Source organism: Microbacterium sp. LTA6 (assembly GCF_045690355.1).
Classification (GTDB): Bacteria; Actinomycetota; Actinomycetes; order Actinomycetales; family Microbacteriaceae; genus Microbacterium.
This window is the reverse complement of sequence record NZ_CP147855.1, coordinates 1,772,408-1,790,414: the sequence shown is the minus strand read 5'-3', so window position 1 is coordinate 1,790,414 and position 18,007 is coordinate 1,772,408. Positions and strand designations below refer to the sequence as shown.

9 protein-coding genes are annotated in these 18,007 nt (G+C 67.6%); all 9 read right to left on the bottom strand.

All coding sequences use genetic code 11. From position 1 onward, the window contains the following. Positions 1–36 precede the first annotated feature (36 nt). On the bottom strand, positions 37–2,577 hold the full coding sequence (locus tag LTA6_RS08440; RefSeq protein WP_341977405.1) for a glycoside hydrolase family 43 protein: 2,541 nt from the start codon (positions 2,575–2,577) through the stop codon (positions 37–39). A gap of 112 nt (positions 2,578–2,689) precedes the next feature. Next, on the bottom strand, positions 2,690–3,709 hold the full coding sequence (locus tag LTA6_RS08435) for a LacI family DNA-binding transcriptional regulator (protein ID WP_341977403.1): 1,020 nt from the start codon (positions 3,707–3,709) through the stop codon (positions 2,690–2,692). Positions 3,710–3,841: 132 nt separating this feature from the next. Further along, positions 3,842–6,508, bottom strand: coding sequence for an immunoglobulin-like domain-containing protein (locus tag LTA6_RS08430; protein WP_407359167.1), 2,667 nt, complete (start codon positions 6,506–6,508; stop codon positions 3,842–3,844). A gap of 45 nt (positions 6,509–6,553) precedes the next feature. Continuing rightward, positions 6,554–8,728, bottom strand: coding sequence for a family 43 glycosylhydrolase (locus tag LTA6_RS08425; RefSeq protein WP_407359166.1), 2,175 nt, complete (start codon positions 8,726–8,728; stop codon positions 6,554–6,556). 38 nt (positions 8,729–8,766) lie between these two features. Further along, on the bottom strand, positions 8,767–9,030 hold the full coding sequence (locus tag LTA6_RS08420) for an LPXTG cell wall anchor domain-containing protein (RefSeq protein ID WP_407359165.1): 264 nt from the start codon (positions 9,028–9,030) through the stop codon (positions 8,767–8,769). Continuing rightward, the gene (locus LTA6_RS08415) at positions 9,027–10,079 is read right to left on the bottom strand and encodes a WxL protein peptidoglycan domain-containing protein (RefSeq protein WP_407359164.1); all 1,053 of its coding nucleotides are present in this window, start codon (positions 10,077–10,079) and stop codon (positions 9,027–9,029) included. Before LTA6_RS08415 ends, LTA6_RS08420 begins: the two co-directional genes overlap by 4 nt. Positions 10,080–10,146: 67 nt before the next feature. Further along, entirely contained in the window at positions 10,147–10,791 is a 645-nt protein-coding gene (locus LTA6_RS08410) for a hypothetical protein (protein ID WP_341977394.1), read from the bottom strand. Between the two features lie 203 nt (positions 10,792–10,994). Then, positions 10,995–15,128, bottom strand: coding sequence for a beta-L-arabinofuranosidase domain-containing protein (locus tag LTA6_RS08405; protein WP_407359163.1), 4,134 nt, complete (start codon positions 15,126–15,128; stop codon positions 10,995–10,997). A 46-nt stretch (positions 15,129–15,174) separates the two neighbouring features. Then, complete coding sequence (locus LTA6_RS08400; protein WP_407359162.1) at positions 15,175–17,895, bottom strand: LamG-like jellyroll fold domain-containing protein; 2,721 nt, start codon at positions 17,893–17,895, stop codon at positions 15,175–15,177. Positions 17,896–18,007: the final 112 nt, after the last annotated feature.

Sequence of the window (18,007 nt, the reverse complement as noted above, 5' to 3'; positions counted from 1 at the left end):
TGCCCGGATCCTTCTGCACGTCAGAGCGTCAGAGCATCAGCCGCATGCGGCCGCCTCGGTGTCGACCTGCCGCTGCACCTGCACCTGTTCGCCGCCGACCGTGGCCGTGGCCTCGACCGTCACCTCGCCGGCCGGGATGGTCGCCGCGCGGGTGTTGATCGCGGCAGACTTTCCGGCATCCGGCAGCACCGTGCCGAGATCACGACGCCCGAAGTCGGACACCGCGGTGAAAGCGATCCCCACCGCATCCTCGTTCACCACCCGTACGGTCTGGGTCAGGTTCTTGCCCGCGACGCAGCGCGTGGTCACCTCGACCGAGAACTCCAGCGACGCGGCGGCCGTGAAGGACCAGTTGTCCACTTCGACGAGATCGGCCGTCGCTTCGGCACCCTCCGGACCGGCGAACACGAAGAACACGTCATGCTCTCCGGTGGCTCCCGTCACGGCCGCCTGCACACTCGTCCACTCACCGACGGTGCCGCCGACAGGGATCTCGGCGATGACCGGACCGTCGACGTCATCCAGGCGCACCTGGATGCTGCCGCCGGCGACGAGCGGCTTCACCGTGGCCGAGACCGTCGCGGCGCCTGCCCCGAAGTCGACTCCGGCGATTCCGGCGAAGTCCCCGTCATCGATGGCGGAAAGCATCATGTTGCCGCCGCCGTTGTGCTTCGGGAACTCCACCGAGGCGGCATCCGTCTTCGCCGTGCTGATTCCGCGCTGCCACGCCAGGGTCTCGGCCTCGAAGGTGCGATACGGATCGAAGCTCTCGACCTGCTCGACGCCGGCCCGGGTTCCGGTGACCGGCTTGATCGTGCCGTCCGCGTTGAACTCGAGCTTGTCGATGTGCACGGAGCGGTAACCCTGAGTCGCACCCGGCGTTCCCAGCGCCGCCGCCCATGCCGCACCCCTGGTTTGGGCGTGGTAGGTGAAGTACGTGCCGCCCTTGTAGTCGAACATGTCGGAGTGGTTGTTGCCCCCGTTGCCTGCGCCGAAGAAGGTCGAGGGGTTCTGGAATGCCACGCCCGCGTACTGTGCGGCCGTGAGATCCATCGGGTCATCGGTCATCATGTACGCGATCGCGCCCCGCGACGGGTACGCCCCCGGCACCTCGTTGACCTGGAAGTTCGACGAGTACGAGTAGTAGTACTTGCCGTCGTGCTTGAACATGCTCGAGGCCTCGAACATCCCGGGCCCGTCGATCTCGACCGGGTCGCCGTCGAGGGTGACCATGTCGTCCTTCAGCTTGACCACTCTGGTCGACTTCGGGTTCTGCGGTCCCTGCACGTTTGGTGAGGTGCCGATCTGCGAGTTGCCGCCGAAGTACAGGTAGCCCTGTCCGTCGTCGTCGATGAACACCTCGGGGTCGAACAGCCACATCCCGGCCGGGAATCCGCCGCCGGCGATGTACTCAGGCGACACGGTGTCCGGGATGATCTTCTTCCCGAGCGGGTCCTCCCACGGCCCGAGCGGCGAACCGCCGACGACCACGGCCGTTCCTGTTCCGCTGTCGCAGAAGTACAGGTAGACCTTGCCGTCCTTCTCGATCGCGGCCGGTGCCCAGGAGTTCCGGCTCCACGGCGCCGCGCCGCCTTCACGCGCGACGGGAACCGTGCCGTGATCGACCCAGTTGACCATGTCACTGGTGGACATCACGTTCAGCCGGGTGATCCCGCCGTAGCCATTGGACTGCGTCGGCAGTCCGTTCGCGTCCTTGCTGTTCAGGTCGTACTGCTGCGTGTCGTCCGTCGAGTAGATGTACAGGCGACCGTCGTAGACGAGGTGGTGCGGATCGGCGCCGAACTTGTGGCCGACCAGCGGGTTGTGGTCGCCGATCGGCTTGGTCTGCACGTTCTCCAGGCCTGCGAAGTCGGGCCCTTCCGGCGCGTCGGCGATCTTGATGAGAGAGACCTCGTCGACGCTGAACGCCTGCAGCGCGCTGGAGCCCCACGGCGTCTCGACGAAGAGCCAGTCCGCGGCGACGTGCTTCGCCTCGGCGGTGAACTCCCGCGAGAAGCTGCCCCACTCACCCTTGGTGAAAGTCTGGCCATAGTCGGCGCAGCCGTTGAAGTTCGCCGGGCAGAACGTGAAGTTGAACTGCTGCGTGGCGTTGCCCTCGTCGAACTTCAGCTTTCCGGTCAACCGGTACACGGCGCCGAGCTCGATCTTGCCGGTGACACTGGCGAAGGGACCGGACTGGGTGTTCGCGCGGGCCGTCGCCTGCAATGAGTGCGCACCGCTCGCGGCATCCTCGCTCAATGCCAGCGTTCCCCCGCGCGGAGCGCTCCAACCGGCGAAGTCGCTGACGAAGCGGCCATCCGGCAGCAGGTTCCCCGGTACGGCCGGCGGGTCGGCCACGGCCGTCACGACGGCGCCGGCTGCCGGCACGATGCCGGAGAGCACGCCGCTCTCGACGATGCCGGCAGGTGCGGTGTACACCGCGCTGCTGCCGAACGCCGCCATCGGCGATGCGACGAGTGCGGCGGCGCCCACCAGCGCCGTGGCGAGTCGGATCGACCTGCCTCGCGCCCGTCCGGTATGCGGCGCCGTCCTGGCGCCGTCGATGATCTTCTTCATGCGGTCTCCTCTTCGAGATGCGGCGCGAGACGCCGACAGCTCGGATGTTACCGGTATCAGAAAACGAGGAGCAACGGTTTCGAAAAGCCTTGACAGCGCTCGCGTGCGGTGCTCAGGCGCGCGGCGGCGCCGACGAGGCACGCACAACGAGCTCGGGCTGGATGAGCTCGCGCAGATCCGATTCGCCGCCGTCGATCGCGATCAGCAGCTCGCGCATCACCAGTCGTCCGAGCGCGGCGAAGTCCTGCCGCACAGTGGTCAACGGCGGCAGATAGTGGCGGGCGTCGGGGAGGTCGTCGAAGCCGACGACGCTGATGTCTTCGGGCACCCGGAGGCCGCGCTCGGCGAGTCCATGGATGAAGCCGAGCGCCATCTGGTCGTTCGCGACGAACACGGCGGTGGCGTCGCCCAGTTCGAGCGTCCGCCCGAACTCGTACCCGGAGTCGGATGACCAGTCGCCGATGGCGAGGTCGCGCACCTCAAGCCCGTCCTGTTCGAGGCAGCTCCGCCATGCCTCGGTCCGCGCCTTGGCATCGAGCCAGTCCTGCGGACCGGCGACGTGCAGGATCACCCGGTGCCCGAGGTCGATGAGGTGCCGCACCGCGGCCGTCGCACCGGCTCGCTGGTCGACCGCGACCGTGTGCATGCGGTCATCCGGCTCTTCCTTCACCACGAGCGTGGGGACGGTCGCGAGCCGCACCGCATCCAGAGACGAAGCACGCGGTGCGATCACGCACAGCGCATCGATGCCCTGGGTGACGAGCTCCAGCACCCCGGCATCGATGCCGCCGGCCTCGGCATCGACGACCGAGAACGCGCTGACCGCGTACCCCTCAGCGCGCGCCGCGGTCTCAACTGCTCGAAGAGTGCTGTTCGGACCGAACTGCTCGGGGTTGTCGACGATCGCGCCGATCCGCATCGACCTGCGGGTCGCGAGGGCGCGGGCGATCGAGCTGCGGGTGTAGTTCAGTTGCTCGATCGCATCCATGACGCGATGCCTGGTCGATTCCCGGATGTTGGGGTGGCCGTTGAGCACGCGCGACACGGTCATGTGCGAGACGCCGGCGCGATCCGCGACGTCGTAGATGCTCGGACGTGCCGAGTCGCCTGAGGGCGCCGAACCACTGCTCATGCCTCCCCCTCCCCGCGACCGCGAACATCGCAAGACTACCCGGGCGGCGGGGAAGGGCGCGCCGAGCCGCGCTGGGGCGATTCGCCCAGCGCGGCTCGATGCGGTGCGGCGCTACTCGGTTCCGGCCTCCTGTCAGCCGCAGGTGCGGGTCTCGTAGAAGGTGCTTGCGGAGTACGAGGCGTCACTCGCGGTGCCCTGCACGGCAATGGATGCCGCCGCGATCGCGCTCTGCCTGGTCGACACGGTCTGCGTCACCGTCTTGCCCGCCTGCAGGGCCTTGACCGTCTTGTCGCCGAAAGGGGTCGTGATGACGACATCGGCCGCCCGGCTGTCGTCGTTCGTGACCGAGACGGCGAGGGCCACCTTGCCGGCGACGCAGCGCGTGGTGACCGCCGAGCTCAGCTTCAGGTCGGGATCGGCGCCGACTCCGGCGTAATGGAACATCACGCGCTGGTACTCCGCCGCGGTGATCGGCACGATGCCGCCGTGACGCTTCTTGATCGCACCGAGGTTGACGTCGCTCGCCTTGCTCCACACGGTGTTCGATGTGGAGGCGAGGTCGGTCGTCCGGAAGGGCACATAACCGCGACCGGTCGCGTACTGGTCGGCGAGCAGCCCGTAGAGCTGTTGCGCGCCGGCACGATCGTCGTCGTTGTACTGGAAGAACTCCGGACCCTCGAGGCAGGCGCCGGTGTAGTTCGTGCCGGCGGCGCAGGTGCCGCTGCCCTGCAGGATCGACTGCAGCGTCCCGACGAGCACCCACTGCTGATCGGTGCCCGTGGCGGCCGGCAGAGCCGACGCCGTGGTCGCGGCGAGGTTCTTCGACCGCTCGATCGTGATCTCACCGTCGCCGGAGGCACGGTAGTACCAGTCGCCCACCTTGATCACCGTGGTGTCGATGATGGAATGCTCGCGGTCGATCCACTTGACCGGAGTCGAGAAGGTACGGAAGTCCCGCGTGGTCGAGAGGTAGATGTCGACGCTGTCCCCGAATGCGGTGTTCCCGTCGGCGCGGGTCGCCCAGTACACGTAGTACTGACCTGTGACCTCATCCCAGATCGCCTCGGGCGCCCAGGCCATCCCGGCGTTCGGGATCTCGCCGGCGACGTCGGAGAGACGCGGCTCGCTCCAGTTCACGAGGTCGGTGGATTCCCAGATCACGAGCTCGGTCGAGCCGTCCTCGGTGGCGTGGGCGTTGCCCCAGCCGCCGCGGTGGTAGATGCTCAGGTCGGTCGCGATCAGGTAGAACCGGTCGCCCTCCGGCGAGCGCACCAGGAACGGGTCGCGCACGCCGCCCTCGCCCTCTCCTGCGTTGCGTTCGGTCGATAGCACCGGGGCTCCTGCAGGGCGGGTGTCGGTGAAGACCTTGGCGTCGCGGCTGGTGGCGAAGTAGATCTGCTCGTCGGACGCAGAGCCCTCCGTACCGGTGAAGTGGGCGAAGATGTAGTCGGTCGTCGCGGGCATGTCGTAGGCCGCACGAACCACGAGCGCGATTTCACGGGTGGCGGTCTCGCCATCGATCGTCGCGGTGACGGTCAGCATGACCTTGGCGTCGCCGCCCTCGGGACGCGTCACGATTCCGGGTGCGGTCTGCGCGGTGCCGGCCACATCGACGATCGAAGGAGAGGAGCTCTGCCAGGTCAGCGCGGAGCCGTAGCGGGATCCGGATGCGGGCAGCGCGAAGTTCGAGCGGATGTCGTCGGTGTCCGCGATGCTGATCGCATCGAGGTCGCGCTGGGCCTTGTCCGAGGCCGCGGGATCCCTGAGCACAGTGACCGGGAAGGTGCGAGGCGTGCTCTGCACTCCGCGCACGGCGGAGACCGCCGTGAGTGTCACGACGGTGTCGGACTCCGGCTGTGTCACGGTGCCGTCGGCGGCGACGATGCCGGGCTCCGACGAGGTCCAGGTGACGCCACCGGCGGTGGGCAGCGTGAGGTTCGTCTCCACGGCGTCGAGACTCTGCGCGTTCACGGCGGCGAGATCGATCGCTGCGACCGTCTCGGTCGCGGCGCTCGCGGCATCCGTCGCTGCGATCTCGGTCAGCGTCGCCGCCGGCAGTGCCTCCTCGTACACCCGGAACGTCGAGACCTTGCCCTGATACTGGGTGTCTGCGGGGTAGGCGCTCTTGCCGATGTAATTGACGGTGTGCGTCAGCAGGTCGGTGAGGTTGACGCTCGAGTCGGTCTTCTCGGCCACCTGCGCTCCGTCGATGAACAGCCGCAGGGTCGACGTGGTGCCGTCGGGGTTCTTCGCGATGGTCGCGGCGACCGACTGCCACTGCCCTTCGACGAGCTTCGTCGGCGACGTGACCGTCTGCTCACCGGACCAGTTCGTCTTGGTGATCGCGACGCGGGGTGCGACCGGCTGGATGAAGAACTGGCCCTGACCGCTCGACGGGCCGGCTGCGCCGCCGATGTTCCACAGGAACTTCGCGCCGGTGAGCGCCTGCGGCGAGGTCTCGATGACGATCGTCGCCGCGCTGCGTCCGGCCAGCAGGTCGTTCGGCATCTTCACGTGGTTGGCGCCGGTGAACTGCATGTATCCGCTGTTCCAGGAGTCACCGCCGACCACCGTGGCGTCGTTGCCGTGCGTGCTCGCATCGTGCGCGATCGTGCCGCTCTCCTCTGAGAAGTCGTACAGCGCCACGAGTGACGCCGGTTCGTCGGCTACTGCGGCACGGACCGGCGCCGCGTTCGCCGCCGCCGGGACGGTGAGTGACAGACCCCCCACCAGCGCCACGCCCAGTGCGCCCGCGATCACGCGCCGGCCGCGGCTGCGCGTCTGTTCAGAACTCATCATGAGAACCCCTTCGTTCTTTCGTGCATCGGTGTGTGTGTCAGTGATTCAGCCGCAGGCGCGGGCGGAGTAGGACTCGGTGATCTCGGTCGTGCCCGATTCGCCTGTCGCCACCACGGTGGCGGAGCCCGCATCGATCGACGCGAGCCTCGTGGAGATCGCCAGCGAAGTCGACCTGTCCGGCTTTACCTCCGCGACGGTCTTCGTGCCATGCGGCGTGCTGATCTCCACGCTGACCGCAGCATCGTCCCTGTTCCAGGTCGTAACGACGAGCGTGACCTTGCCGGCGGTGCAGCGCGTGCTGAGCGCGACCTCGACATCGGGCCCCGTCGGCGGCTGCTCCACGATCTGCGCCGGCACGCTCTCGAGCGTCGGAACGACCGGCTTCACCAGACCGTCGGCCCCGAACTCAAGCCTGTCGATGGTCGTCTCGCGGTTGTTGCCGTTGCCGCCAGGAATCGCGAACCGGTGATAGGCGATGTACCAGTCATCCGTGCCGGGGACGTTGATGATCGAGCTGTGACCGGGGCCCTTGATGCCGAGGCCCAGGTTCTTCTGAAGGATCACTCCCCGATAGGTCCACGGCCCGTTCATGCTCGTCGCCGTGGCGTACCCGACGCGGTAGTTCTCCGAGCCGGTGTCGTCGATCGCGTAGGTGAGGTGGTACAGGCCGTTGCGATAGTTGAAGAAGACCCCTTCACGGAAATCGGTCAGCCCCGTGATCCGCTGGTAACTGCCCGGTTTGATCGAGACCATGTCGTCGCCGAGCTCGGCGAGCACTGGGGATCCGTTGCCCCAGCCCAGGTACCACTTGCCGGTCGCCGGATCATGGAAGGCAGCGGGATCGATCGCCTGGCCCGAGGTGACAGCCTCGTTGTTGAGGATCATCGCGGTCGGCTTCGCGACGAAGGGGCCGTACGGGCTGTCCGCCACAGCGACGCCGATCGTCTTGCGATTCAGGCTCGCGTTGTGACCGCTGAAATAGAAGTAGTACTTCCCGTCGCGCTCGATGATGGTCGGCGCCCACGCGTTGCCCGTGGCCCACGGCACGTTGCCGTTCGCGCCGTCGAGCGTCAGGAAGGGCTGATCGGAGCGGACCCAGTCCACCAGGTTCTTCGAACTCCACACATAGAACTCCTTGCCTCCCCACCCGGCATAGCCGTCGGAGGTCGCGTAGATGAAGTACGTGTCGCCGAAGACCGCGATGTTGGGGTCTGCGTAGAGACCGGGCAGGACGGGGCTGTTCACCACGCGCGCCTCGATCACCCAAGTCGCGGTCTCCCCTCCCGGGGCAGTGAGCGTGTAGGTCACCGGAGCGCTCAGATCGACGACGGTGCCGGATACCGGCGAAACCGTGACGCCGTCGGCCGCGCCGAACGTCGGCGCGAGCGCGGTCACGTCCGTCCCCTTCAGCACCGGGAGCACGACCGTCCGCGCTGCCGCGTCCACGATCGGAGCCAGCTTGAGCGCTGCGGGGTCATCGAGCGAGACATCGATCAGCTGATCCGTCACGCCGGCGTTGCCCAGCACCTCGGTGGCCGACAGCGCCCGGTCGTAGATGCGCACGTCGTCGAACCAGCCCTTGAAGTACTCGTCACCCACGTAGAACGACTTGCCGAGGTATCCGGCGAGGTTGGTACCGAGTTGTTCCACCGTCGTGCCCAGCGCGACGTTCTCACCGAGTTTCACACCGTCGACGTACACCGTCATGGTGGTGCCGTCGAAGACGACATCGAACTTGTGCCACTGCCCGCCGGAGACAGTGCCGGTCACTGCGGACTCGTTCTGCCACGAGTTCTGCGTGATCGCGCTGCGCACATCGGAACCGCGCACCCGAAGGAAGTGGTACTTGTTCGCATCCGCACCGATCGCGAACGTGAAGAAGTTGCCGCTGGTCTTCTCGGACTTCACGTCCATCGACACGGTCATGGTGCTGCGCCCGTCGAAGAATCCGACCGGGAATGCGGCGAAGCCGTCGGTTGTACCGTCCAGCCGCAACGCCTTGCCCTTCTCCGCGTCGGTGGCGACGACGGCCGTGCCGCTCGCGGTGAGGTCGGCTCCGCCGATCGAGTCCGCAAGCGTGCCGTCGTTGAAGTCGTATTCGGCGATGGGCCCCGGTTGTGCGGCTGCGAGGGCGGGCTGCGTCACGATCAGAGCACCTGCGAGGCCGAGCGTGAGCGCGGTGAGACCCGCGATGGTCCGTCTGGTGAAAGTCTGCATCATTGCACTTCCTGGGTATCCGGCAGCCGCCGGGGTGAGGATCAGAGGATGGCGCCCGAGGTTGCCTGGTCAGCCCGGATGCGACGGCGAACAGTCCTGATCGCCAGGAATGCGACGCCGACGACGATCAGCACGAGGCCGATGGCCAGCAGAACCGCTGGCACCTCGCCGCCCGTCACCGGGAGTCCGCCGCAGGATTCGAGACACGTGCGAGGGAGGATCTCGACATGGATGTAGACGCCGACCGTTCCGTCTGCGAGTTCACCGCCCTCGCGCTCCAGGGCCGCGATCGCGAACGGATTCATACGCTCTCCGTCTGGACGGAGGATTCTCTGAGCGCTTGCTCACGACCACGTTCCACGGCCTTCTCGATCAGGCCATCCACTCGCCGACGCGAACGGATGCGGTTCCACAGCAGCGCGACCACGACGAGTGCGACACCCACGGCGATCAGGAGGTGCGGCCAGGGCATGGCCCAGAGGAACTGCGTGGTGGTCGCGGCGGTGACGATGGTCGCCTCTTCGGCGGATGACGACACCACCGGTGCGACCGTGAGATCGGCGGGGAAGCCGAAAAGCGGCCACACGTCATCGACCGCCAGCGCGTACGACCTCTCCTCGCCCGGCAGGAGCTCGCTGCGACGCTCCCCCTCGGCGGGGAAGACGATCGTCTGACCGGCGACGTCGAGCGCGCCCTCGACCATCAGTCTGGTGTTGCCCGTGTTGACCACGGTGAACGTCGTCGCGATGTCGCCGGGTCGGAACGGGTTCCAGGAGAGCAGATAGTCGGTCTGCATCTTCTCGACGGAGAACGCCGGCTTCAGCTGGCCGGTGACCTGAGTCATCACCTTGAACCCGACCCGGCTCTCGACGCCGACCCCGGTGCCCTCGCCGTTCGACCCGGAGACCACGGACGCGGTGATGCCGGCGGCATGGTCACCCGGCTCCGCATCCTCGGGGACCGTCAGGGAGAACGGAACCACCGCTGTCGCCCCGGGTGCGACGGTGACGCTTTCCGGCAGCGTGATCCAGGTTCCGGCCGCCACCGACTCCTCATCGGAGCGGAGCATGTCGAACCGGCCGTTCGCGTTGTAGAAGCCGTCAGCGGCGGAAAGGCGGAAGGTGACCTGCTCGGCACCGAGGTTGCGCACCGCCAGGTGATCGTCGACGGTCTCACCGGGGTCGATGGCGTGCTCCACGAACACGCGACCGTCCGGCCCGGACTCGTCAGCCGGGGTCACCGACCACGAGATCGGCGCGTCGCCTTCGGCAGCAGCCGCCACGGCAGGCGCACCGAGCAGAGTGAGAGCGGCCAGCGCACTCACCAGCAGCGAACGGAATCGCACAGAGTTCACGGGAGTCCTGATCAGGTGATGGGGGCTGGGCCGGTCACCCGGACCCAGCCCCTCGTCGGAATGGTGCTCAGAACGTGTCTTCGAAGAGCGACAGCGTCAGCAACGACGTGTAGCTGCCCGGAGCGACGTTCACGTCGGTCTTCAGGACGAGGCCGGCATTCGCCGTCCACTGTCCGGCCGCGGCCTGCGCCTCGGCAGAGTCGAGCGCGAGCTGCAGCATCTCCTGGCCGACGAGTCCTACGTTGTTCGGCACCGGCGGCGTCGGGTCATCCTTCGAGGTGGCGACGGCATCGCCGGCGGTGACCTCGCCGTTGCCCGTAGTCACCAGGGCCGGGGTCCACCCGAGGTGGTCGGGCGTGATGCTCGGCTGTCCGGCGGCTCCAGTGAAGTCACCGGCCTGACCCGTGACGTACCAGTACACGCCGGCGGGCACGTCGGTGCGGGTATCCGTCACCGTCACGTTCGGCAGGGTGCCGGTGAACTGGCGGTACGAGGCCGTCGACCCCGTCTCGGTCAGCACGGATTCGGTGCCGTCGACGGTCAGGCTCAGTGCGCCGCCCGCCACCGGGGCGATGTCGACCTTGACGTCGACGCCCGAGCTGTCTTCCTCGTCCGGCCACGCCGCGAAGGCGGCGCTTCCGACGCCCGCCAGCAGCACTCCGCCGAGGATGCCTGCGGCGCAACGTGCCGCGGTTCCCTTGGTGATCTTCATGGTTACTCCAATTCCTCGGTCGGCGTCTGCCGTGCCGAATCAGCGATCAGCCCCAGGCTGTCGGTTCGCTTCTCAGGCTTCGCATGCGACCTCGGTCGGCATCGTCGCCTTTTCGTGTTCCGTCTGTGGACCACGCTCCCGCCCCAATGTTAGCGGGAACAAAGTTAGATTAGGTAACCTCCATCCATCCGTCAAGCGTCCGTTCAGCGGCAGGTCGCGGCGAGATGGCTCACGGTCGTCCGTGTCACGATCAGTCGGCCACCGACCTCCGCTGACGCCTCGACCACGACCTCGCCGGCCGCGATCGCCGGCTGACGGGTGGCGATCGACGTCGAAGCGCTCCCGCCCGCACCGACCCGCAACCGGGCGCTGCCGAACGCGGACATGATCACGGCGTTCACCGGGGCGTCCGCACCGTTGCGCACCTTGACCACGAGCACGGCCTTGCCGGCGACACAGCGCACCGAGGCGTCGGATGTCACCTCGAGTTCGGACTCGCGCACGATGCGGATCGAGTACTCGGCGGTCGTGACGTGGTCCTGTGCGGTCGCCTTCACCGCGACGACCGTGGGTGCCTCCCCCGGCGCCACCGCCACCGTACGCGGCAGGGTGTCGTCGATCAGGATCCCGTCGACGTGGACGAGCCCGCTCGGAACGGCCGGCGTCAGCGTCAGCGCCACCTCGGTCGCCCCCACCGGCACGGTGACCGTGTAGTCAACCACCCCCGCGGTGAGCGCAGGGCTGAGGGCTCCGCCGTCGACCGCGAGGGCCGAGAGCTCGGCATCCGTCGCATAGTGGTCGACCGCCGAGGTGTACACCCCGAAGACGCCGCCGACGAAACTCGTCCCGTTGCTCTGGAAGCGCACGGTGACGATCGGGATGCGCTGCCCTTCGGCATCCAGCACATACTGGCCGTTCTGATCGCGCTTGTAGCTGTCCTTCGCCACGATGCCGTCGAGCACCTCCTGCGGGATCCTGTCGTACTGGATGTACCAGTCCTGCGCGCCGTGCGCGTCGGTGATCCGCTCGTGCTTGAGCAGGACGTCGTTGAGGTCGACGTCGAACGTGCGCCCCACGTCGCCGCCGTAGTAGCGGACGCCCAGGTGGTTCGCCGGCAGTGCGGGATCGACGATCATGTCGTATTGGAAGAAGGCGTCGGCCGCGCGTTGTCCGTCGCGGTACGGCTGACCATTGAAGACACCGACCGACGACTTGTTGTAGCGGTGGTTCTTGTCGGCCTCACTGTTGTTGTTGTCGAACGACGTCAGCGCGTCGATCGTCGTCTCGTCGATGCGCAGCTGTTGCTTCTCCCTCAGGATCAGCGCCTGCGCCTCGGCCGAGTCCGGCTGCACGAGCGTCATGTAGGTCGCGTAGCGCGCGCCGTAGAGGCTGTAGTACGGCTCGAAGGTGAGGGCGGATGCCGCCGGGTCGACGCCATGCAGGGCGAAGCGCATCGTGGTGCGGCCGTTCGCGTTCACACCGTCGGCGAGGCGTTCGACGTTCTGCGCGACGGCGGCCTTCCATGCGGCCGCGTCATCGACGACGACGTTCGCGTTCAACGACTTGTCGGCCACGCCCATCTGCACGAGCACCCCTGCGGTGTAGCTGGCTTCGACGTTCGCACGGCTGAGTTCGGTGCCCAGCAGCACCGGCCCGTACTTGAATGCGACCCAGTTGGCGTTCTCGGTGCCGTCATCCACCGTGACCTGCGCCGGGAGCGTGTACGCGAGCTCGTCTCCGGCCGCCACTTCCAGCGTGATGTAGCCGTCGACAGGGGCGATCTCGGTTGGAGTGCCGTTCACCGTGAGCGTGGGAGCGGATGCCGCCCACGACGGCACGCGCAGGCGCAGCAGCGTTCCCTCGGCGACGGTGGTGCCGTCGAGCGCGTCGATGGAGATGCTCACCAGCGGATCTGCCGGTACGTTCGCGGCCTGCGTCACGCGCAGGTTATGCGCCGGATCGCGGAACTCGGAGCTGTAGAACTGGTTCAGCCACACGCCGTCTGAGTCGGTGAAGTACATCGAATCGCCGAGCTTCGTGAAGCTCTCGATGCCGGTGCCGTGGTCGCACCAGAACTGGTCGAGCGGAGTGCCGAAGACCTTGGCGTAGCCGGCGGTCTGCGGCTGGAAGTATGTGACCATCCCGGTCTCGGGGTTCTGTGAAGCGAGGATCGTGTTGATGAACGTCGATTCGTAGTAGTCGGCGTACTTCAGTTGCGGCTCCACGGCGAACAGCGCATGGGTGAGCTTGAGCATGTTGTACTCGTTGCACCCTTCGGCGGTGGAGTTCTCGCCGTAGCCGGTGGTCACCCCGTTGGTGGCGTACGCGTACAGACTGTCCGCCCCGTGGAAATGCTCGGACTGGCTGTTCGCACCGTTGGCGTAGGTGTGGTCGTCGACGACGATCTGCCAGAAGTTCTTCGCCGCTGCGAGATACATCGGCAGAGCCGCCTTCTCGGCGTCGCTCAGCGTCTCATAGAGCCCGGCATCGCTCGTGAAGAGGGTGTATCGCTTCAGCGCGCCGATCAGCTTCGGGATCGTCGTGTTCGCATGCAGGCCGTTCAGGACGTCCTGCCCGTTCGCGAGCTTCTGGAACAGTGCGACCTCGTCGAAGTACTCCGCCGCCCGCTTGTGCGCCGGGTCGCGGGTGAGTTCGTACAGTTCGTAGAGCGCCTCGTTCATTCCGCCGTACTCGGTGTTCAGGATCGTGGCGGGGTTGGGGAGAGACGCGGCGTAGTCGCGCACCCAGGTGCCGAATCCGGATGCCACGGACAGCGCGTCAGCACCGACCGCCTCCGGCGCGTACTGGTGTGCGTCAATGAGCCCGGCGAGCACCTTGTGCAGGTTATAGAACGGCACGAGCAATCCGTCCTGACCGCTGGGGAGGGCGCTGATCGGGAAGGGCGCCATGAAACCGGCGCTCTCGGGGTGCGCGGCCGCCCACGCGTCCTGGCATCGCTTGAGTCCTTCGACACCCGCGGTGAGCTTGGCCAGAAGCTGCGCCTTGACCTCGGCATCCGTCGTCGTCGCGTAGGCCTGGGCGAGCGCCGACAGATAGTGGCCGAAGAAGTGGCCGGAGAACCGGGTGCCGCTGGTGCGCTCCCAGCCGCCATAGCCGGAGGCCGTGGTCGGGGTGAGCCCCGCCTGCTGATACCAGCCGTACAGGAACTTCTCCGGATCGAGGCTGAGCAGATAGTCGATCGTCTGACCGTTCGCGTTCCCCAGGTATTCGTCGGTGACAGCCAGGTTCTCGAGCCCCGCATCGAGCAGGTACTCCGATGCGCCGGCCGGCGGTGTGACGGTCACCGCGAACTCCCGGGTGGCAGGCGCACTCGCACCATACGTGGCCGAGGCCGTGAGGGTGGCAGTGCTCTCCCCCTCAGCCGGAACGGTGACGTGCGCGGTCGCGCCGTCGACCTCGATCAGGGCGGTGTCCGACGAAGACCAGGCGAGTGCGCTGCCGCTCGCGCCCTCGGTCGGCAGTGGGAAGTCGACGCTGACCGTGGTCGGCAGCGTCAGCGCTGCGAGGTCCGCGCCGGCGACGGAGGCGGGGTCGAAGTCGGGGGTACCGTGCTGCGTGAGCGCAACGACATCGTCGATCGTGGCCACGCCGTCGTAGACCGCGTATTCATCGAGCAAGCCCTTCAGATGCGAGCCGTTGTACTGCGGCCCGTTGTAGCCGATCGTCTTCACGGTGGTGCTCTCGGAGCCCAGCACACCGCTCGCGGCGGCGCTGACCGGGTACTTCACCGAGGACACCTGCCGCACGCCGTTGCGGTAGAACGTCACCGCTTTGCTCTGGTGGTCGTAGGTGGCGACGATGTGCGTCCATGTGCCGGCCGGGAAGAACGTCGAGCGGGTGCCCTCGACCGCGACCTTGTAAGGCTGACCCGATGACGGTCCGATCGACAGCGCGAGCGGGGCGGTGTCGTTCTCGCTGGTGAGATACCAGCCGTCGGAGTTGTAGGCGGCTTTGTTCCAGGAGAACACCTGCTCGCCAGTCATCGGCGCACTCGGGTTGTACCAGAACGAGACGGTCAGGTCCTGCGGCTGCAGGTAGGCGTCGGTGCCGAGGCGCAGCGCGGTGGAACCGTCGAACGCGAATGCCTGCCCGCGGATGCCGGCCGCATACACCGCCGATCCCTTCTGCAGGCCGATGGCGGCTCCGCGCGGGCTGGTGTCGGTCAGGGCACCGTCGAAACCGAGCTCGAGGACTTTGGACGATTCGATGCTGATCTCCTCTGCGGCGACCGCGGCGGGTGCGGAGCCGACGACGAGAGCACCGCCGACCAGGCATGCGATGGTGGCGGATGCCGCGACGCGGGTTCTCCGTGACATGCTGACGCTCCTCAGGTGGGTGATGACAGTTCGGGCGGCTGACGGATCAGCGAGCGCAGGTTCGCGCGGCGTACTCGGCGACGGCAGTGGTGGTGCGAACCGCTCCGTCGATCAGGGCGGATGCGGTCACCGTGACCTCACCGGATTCGACCGCGGCCAGGCGGGTGCTCGTGCTGCGACTGACGGACTTCCCTGCGGCGAGGGTTCCGGCATCCGTCACACCGAACGCCGTGGTGACGGTCAGTGAGACCGGCGTCGTCCCGGCGTTCTGGACCTCGGTGACGAGCACGACCTTGCCGGCGACGCAACGGGTGATCGCGGTCGCGGTGATGGTCGGCGTGGCGGCATCCGTCACGGTGACCTGCGCGGTGACCGTGAGCGCCCCGCTGCGAGCGAGCACACGATCGGGGGCGTTCCAGGCGGTCGAGCCGCCGGCGCCGGTCCACGAGTCGAGGTTGGCGCCGAGCGTCTGCACGATTCCGGTGACCTCGTAGGCTCCCGGTGCGGACAGGTCGACGGACGAGGTGTCCCACGAGACCGGCTGCGAAGCCGCGCCTCGGCCGTAGGCGAGTGTGATGTCGGCCTCCTGCGGAAGCGCGGCGACGAGGTCGCCGGTACCGGCGCCCGCCTCGACCTCGACCACCCCGAGATCCGCCGTGACGACGGAGACGGCATCCGCGGCTCGCACCCGGTCGTACTCGCCCTTGGTCAGCGAGACGATGCCGCCGTGCTTGGTGTGCGGGGCCATCGAGAACGAGGGGTCGTTCAGCTGCGTCCACCCGGCATCGAGATCCGTTGTGACCATGGGCCGATATCCGGTGCTCGGGATCACGTCGACGTACAGGTACCACTTCTCGTCGCTGTGGCTCTTGAAGACGGCGGGCCCCTCGACTCCGCCGGCGTTTCCGCCCGCCCATGCCGCGCCGATCTCGGTCTGCAGGGTCGTCCAGGAGGTGCCCTGCTCCCACCACCGCTCGGCCGTGGTGGACTCCATGTAGATGCCCTTGCCCAGGCCGTTGTCCTTGGTGACGCGGTAGGTCGTGCCGTCGTCCTGGATCATCGTCGTGTCGATCGTGTTGGCGCCGGTGTTGACGAAGTCACCGCCGTACGAATAGGTCTCCTGGGAGAAGTCGGTGGTGGCACCCCACAGAACCCGGTTGTGGCTCGGACCGGTGTGCGAAGCATCCGGGTACACATTCGACGACCAGTACATGACGAACGCGCCCCGACCGTCCGGGTGGTAGTCGTCGACCCACAGCGCCTCGGGTGCCCAGGCCATGCCGAGCTCGGCCACCTGGGCGCCGCTGCTGTCCAGCGCCGTGTCGAACGTGCGCGGCTCGCCCCAGTTCACCAGGTCGTCGGATTCCCAGACGACCAGGTCGGTGCTGCCCTTCGTCGTCCAGTGGCACCAGCTGGTGCACGAGCCGGAGCCGCCGTCACCGCCGAACACCCGCAGGTCAGTGGCGATGATGTAGTACCGGCCGGTCTCGGGGTTGCGCGTCAGGAACGGATCACGCACGCCGGTCGTCCCGAGCTGCGAGGCGAGGATCGGCTTGCCGCTGTTGAGCGGGTCCCACTTCTCGGGGTCGTCACCGCGCGAGACGTCGAGGTAGATCTTCTCGGCGTATCCGTCGGCATCCTCGATGAAGTGCACCATGAGGTATCCGTAGTCGTCTGCTTCGGTCGCCGCGGGCTGGATCGTCACGGGGATCTCTCTCGTCGCAGCGACTCCGCGCACCGTCGCGGTCGCGGTGAGGGTGGTCTCCACGGGCGCGGACCCTGCCGCCGGCTGCGTCACGGTGGCCGAGCGGCCGTCGGCGCCGATCACGATGTCGTCGCTCGACGACGTCCAGGTGACGGCCGCGGAAGTCGATCCCGGCAGCGTGACATGCGCGTCGTCGATGGTGACCGGGGCGAGCGCGTCCACCGCGGTCTGCGCCGCTGCCTCCATCTCGTCTGCGTGCGCTACGGCGTCTGCGATCGACACGTCTGCGACCTCTTCCTGACTCAGGGCCCGGTCGTACACCCGGAATGCGGCGACCTCGCCCTTGTAGAGCGGGTCGGGGTACGGCGCACGGCCGATGGTGTTCATGGTCTGCGCGGCGATGGAGCCGGGCGTGAGCGTCGTCGGGGCGCTGCCCGCGCGCACGCCGTCGACGTAGAAGGTGATGACGTCGGCGGCGCCGTCGATCACGCTGGTCACGCTGTACCAGCGGTCAGGGGTGAGCGGCGCGGGGCCGCGCGCGTTCACCTCTGCGCCGCCGCCGCCGGTGGTGATCGCGGTGCGCGCGGTGTCCTTCAGCGAGGCGAACCAGTATGCCGAGGTGCCCTCGCTGCCGATGTTCCAGAGGAAGTGCCAGGCGGATGCCATCGACGCATCGAACTTCGTCTCGACCGTGATCGTGGCCGATTCCTCGCCGGCGAGCAGGCTGTCGGGCAGCCGCACCCAGTCGCCGGTGCCGCCCTTGTCCCCGCCGGTGAGCACGAGAGACGATCCGGTCCAGTGCGCATCCGTGCCGTTGACGACCGTGGCGGCGCCGACGGCGCTGCCTGCGGTGTTCGGGACGGCGGTTCCGGCCTCCTGCGAGAACAGGTACTCGGCGACGAGTCCGGTGCGCGGGGCCGTGATCTCGGCACCGGACGCGCTCGTCGGACCGATCAGTCCCGGGGCGATGACCGCGGCGAGTGCGAGCGCACCGGCGCCCCGCAGAGACAGCGGAAAGCGTCGTCGCGCCGGACGGGCACAGAGAGAAGGGGACTTCGCCATCGAGGACTCCTGGTTGTGGCGGCAACACTCACTGTTACCGGTAACCAGGAACCGTAGCACAGCACGGTCGCGTCTCGCGAGGGTTTGTTTCGGCAACCTTCGCGTCACGAGA

What these genes read in the sequence shown, in the direction of transcription:
- LTA6_RS08440 (WP_341977405.1), bottom strand. Translation starts at nt 2,577, where the DNA reads ATGAAGAAGATCATCGACGGCGCCAGGACGGCGCCGCATACCGGACGG.
- LTA6_RS08435 (WP_341977403.1), bottom strand. Translation starts at nt 3,709, where the DNA reads ATGAGCAGTGGTTCGGCGCCCTCAGGCGACTCGGCACGTCCGAGCATC.
- LTA6_RS08430 (WP_407359167.1), bottom strand. Translation starts at nt 6,508, where the DNA reads ATGATGAGTTCTGAACAGACGCGCAGCCGCGGCCGGCGCGTGATCGCG.
- LTA6_RS08425 (WP_407359166.1), bottom strand. Translation starts at nt 8,728, where the DNA reads ATGATGCAGACTTTCACCAGACGGACCATCGCGGGTCTCACCGCGCTC.
- LTA6_RS08420 (WP_407359165.1), bottom strand. Translation starts at nt 9,030, where the DNA reads ATGAATCCGTTCGCGATCGCGGCCCTGGAGCGCGAGGGCGGTGAACTC.
- LTA6_RS08410 (WP_341977394.1), bottom strand. Translation starts at nt 10,791, where the DNA reads ATGAAGATCACCAAGGGAACCGCGGCACGTTGCGCCGCAGGCATCCTC.
- LTA6_RS08405 (WP_407359163.1), bottom strand. Translation starts at nt 15,128, where the DNA reads ATGTCACGGAGAACCCGCGTCGCGGCATCCGCCACCATCGCATGCCTG.
- LTA6_RS08400 (WP_407359162.1), bottom strand. Translation starts at nt 17,895, where the DNA reads ATGGCGAAGTCCCCTTCTCTCTGTGCCCGTCCGGCGCGACGACGCTTT.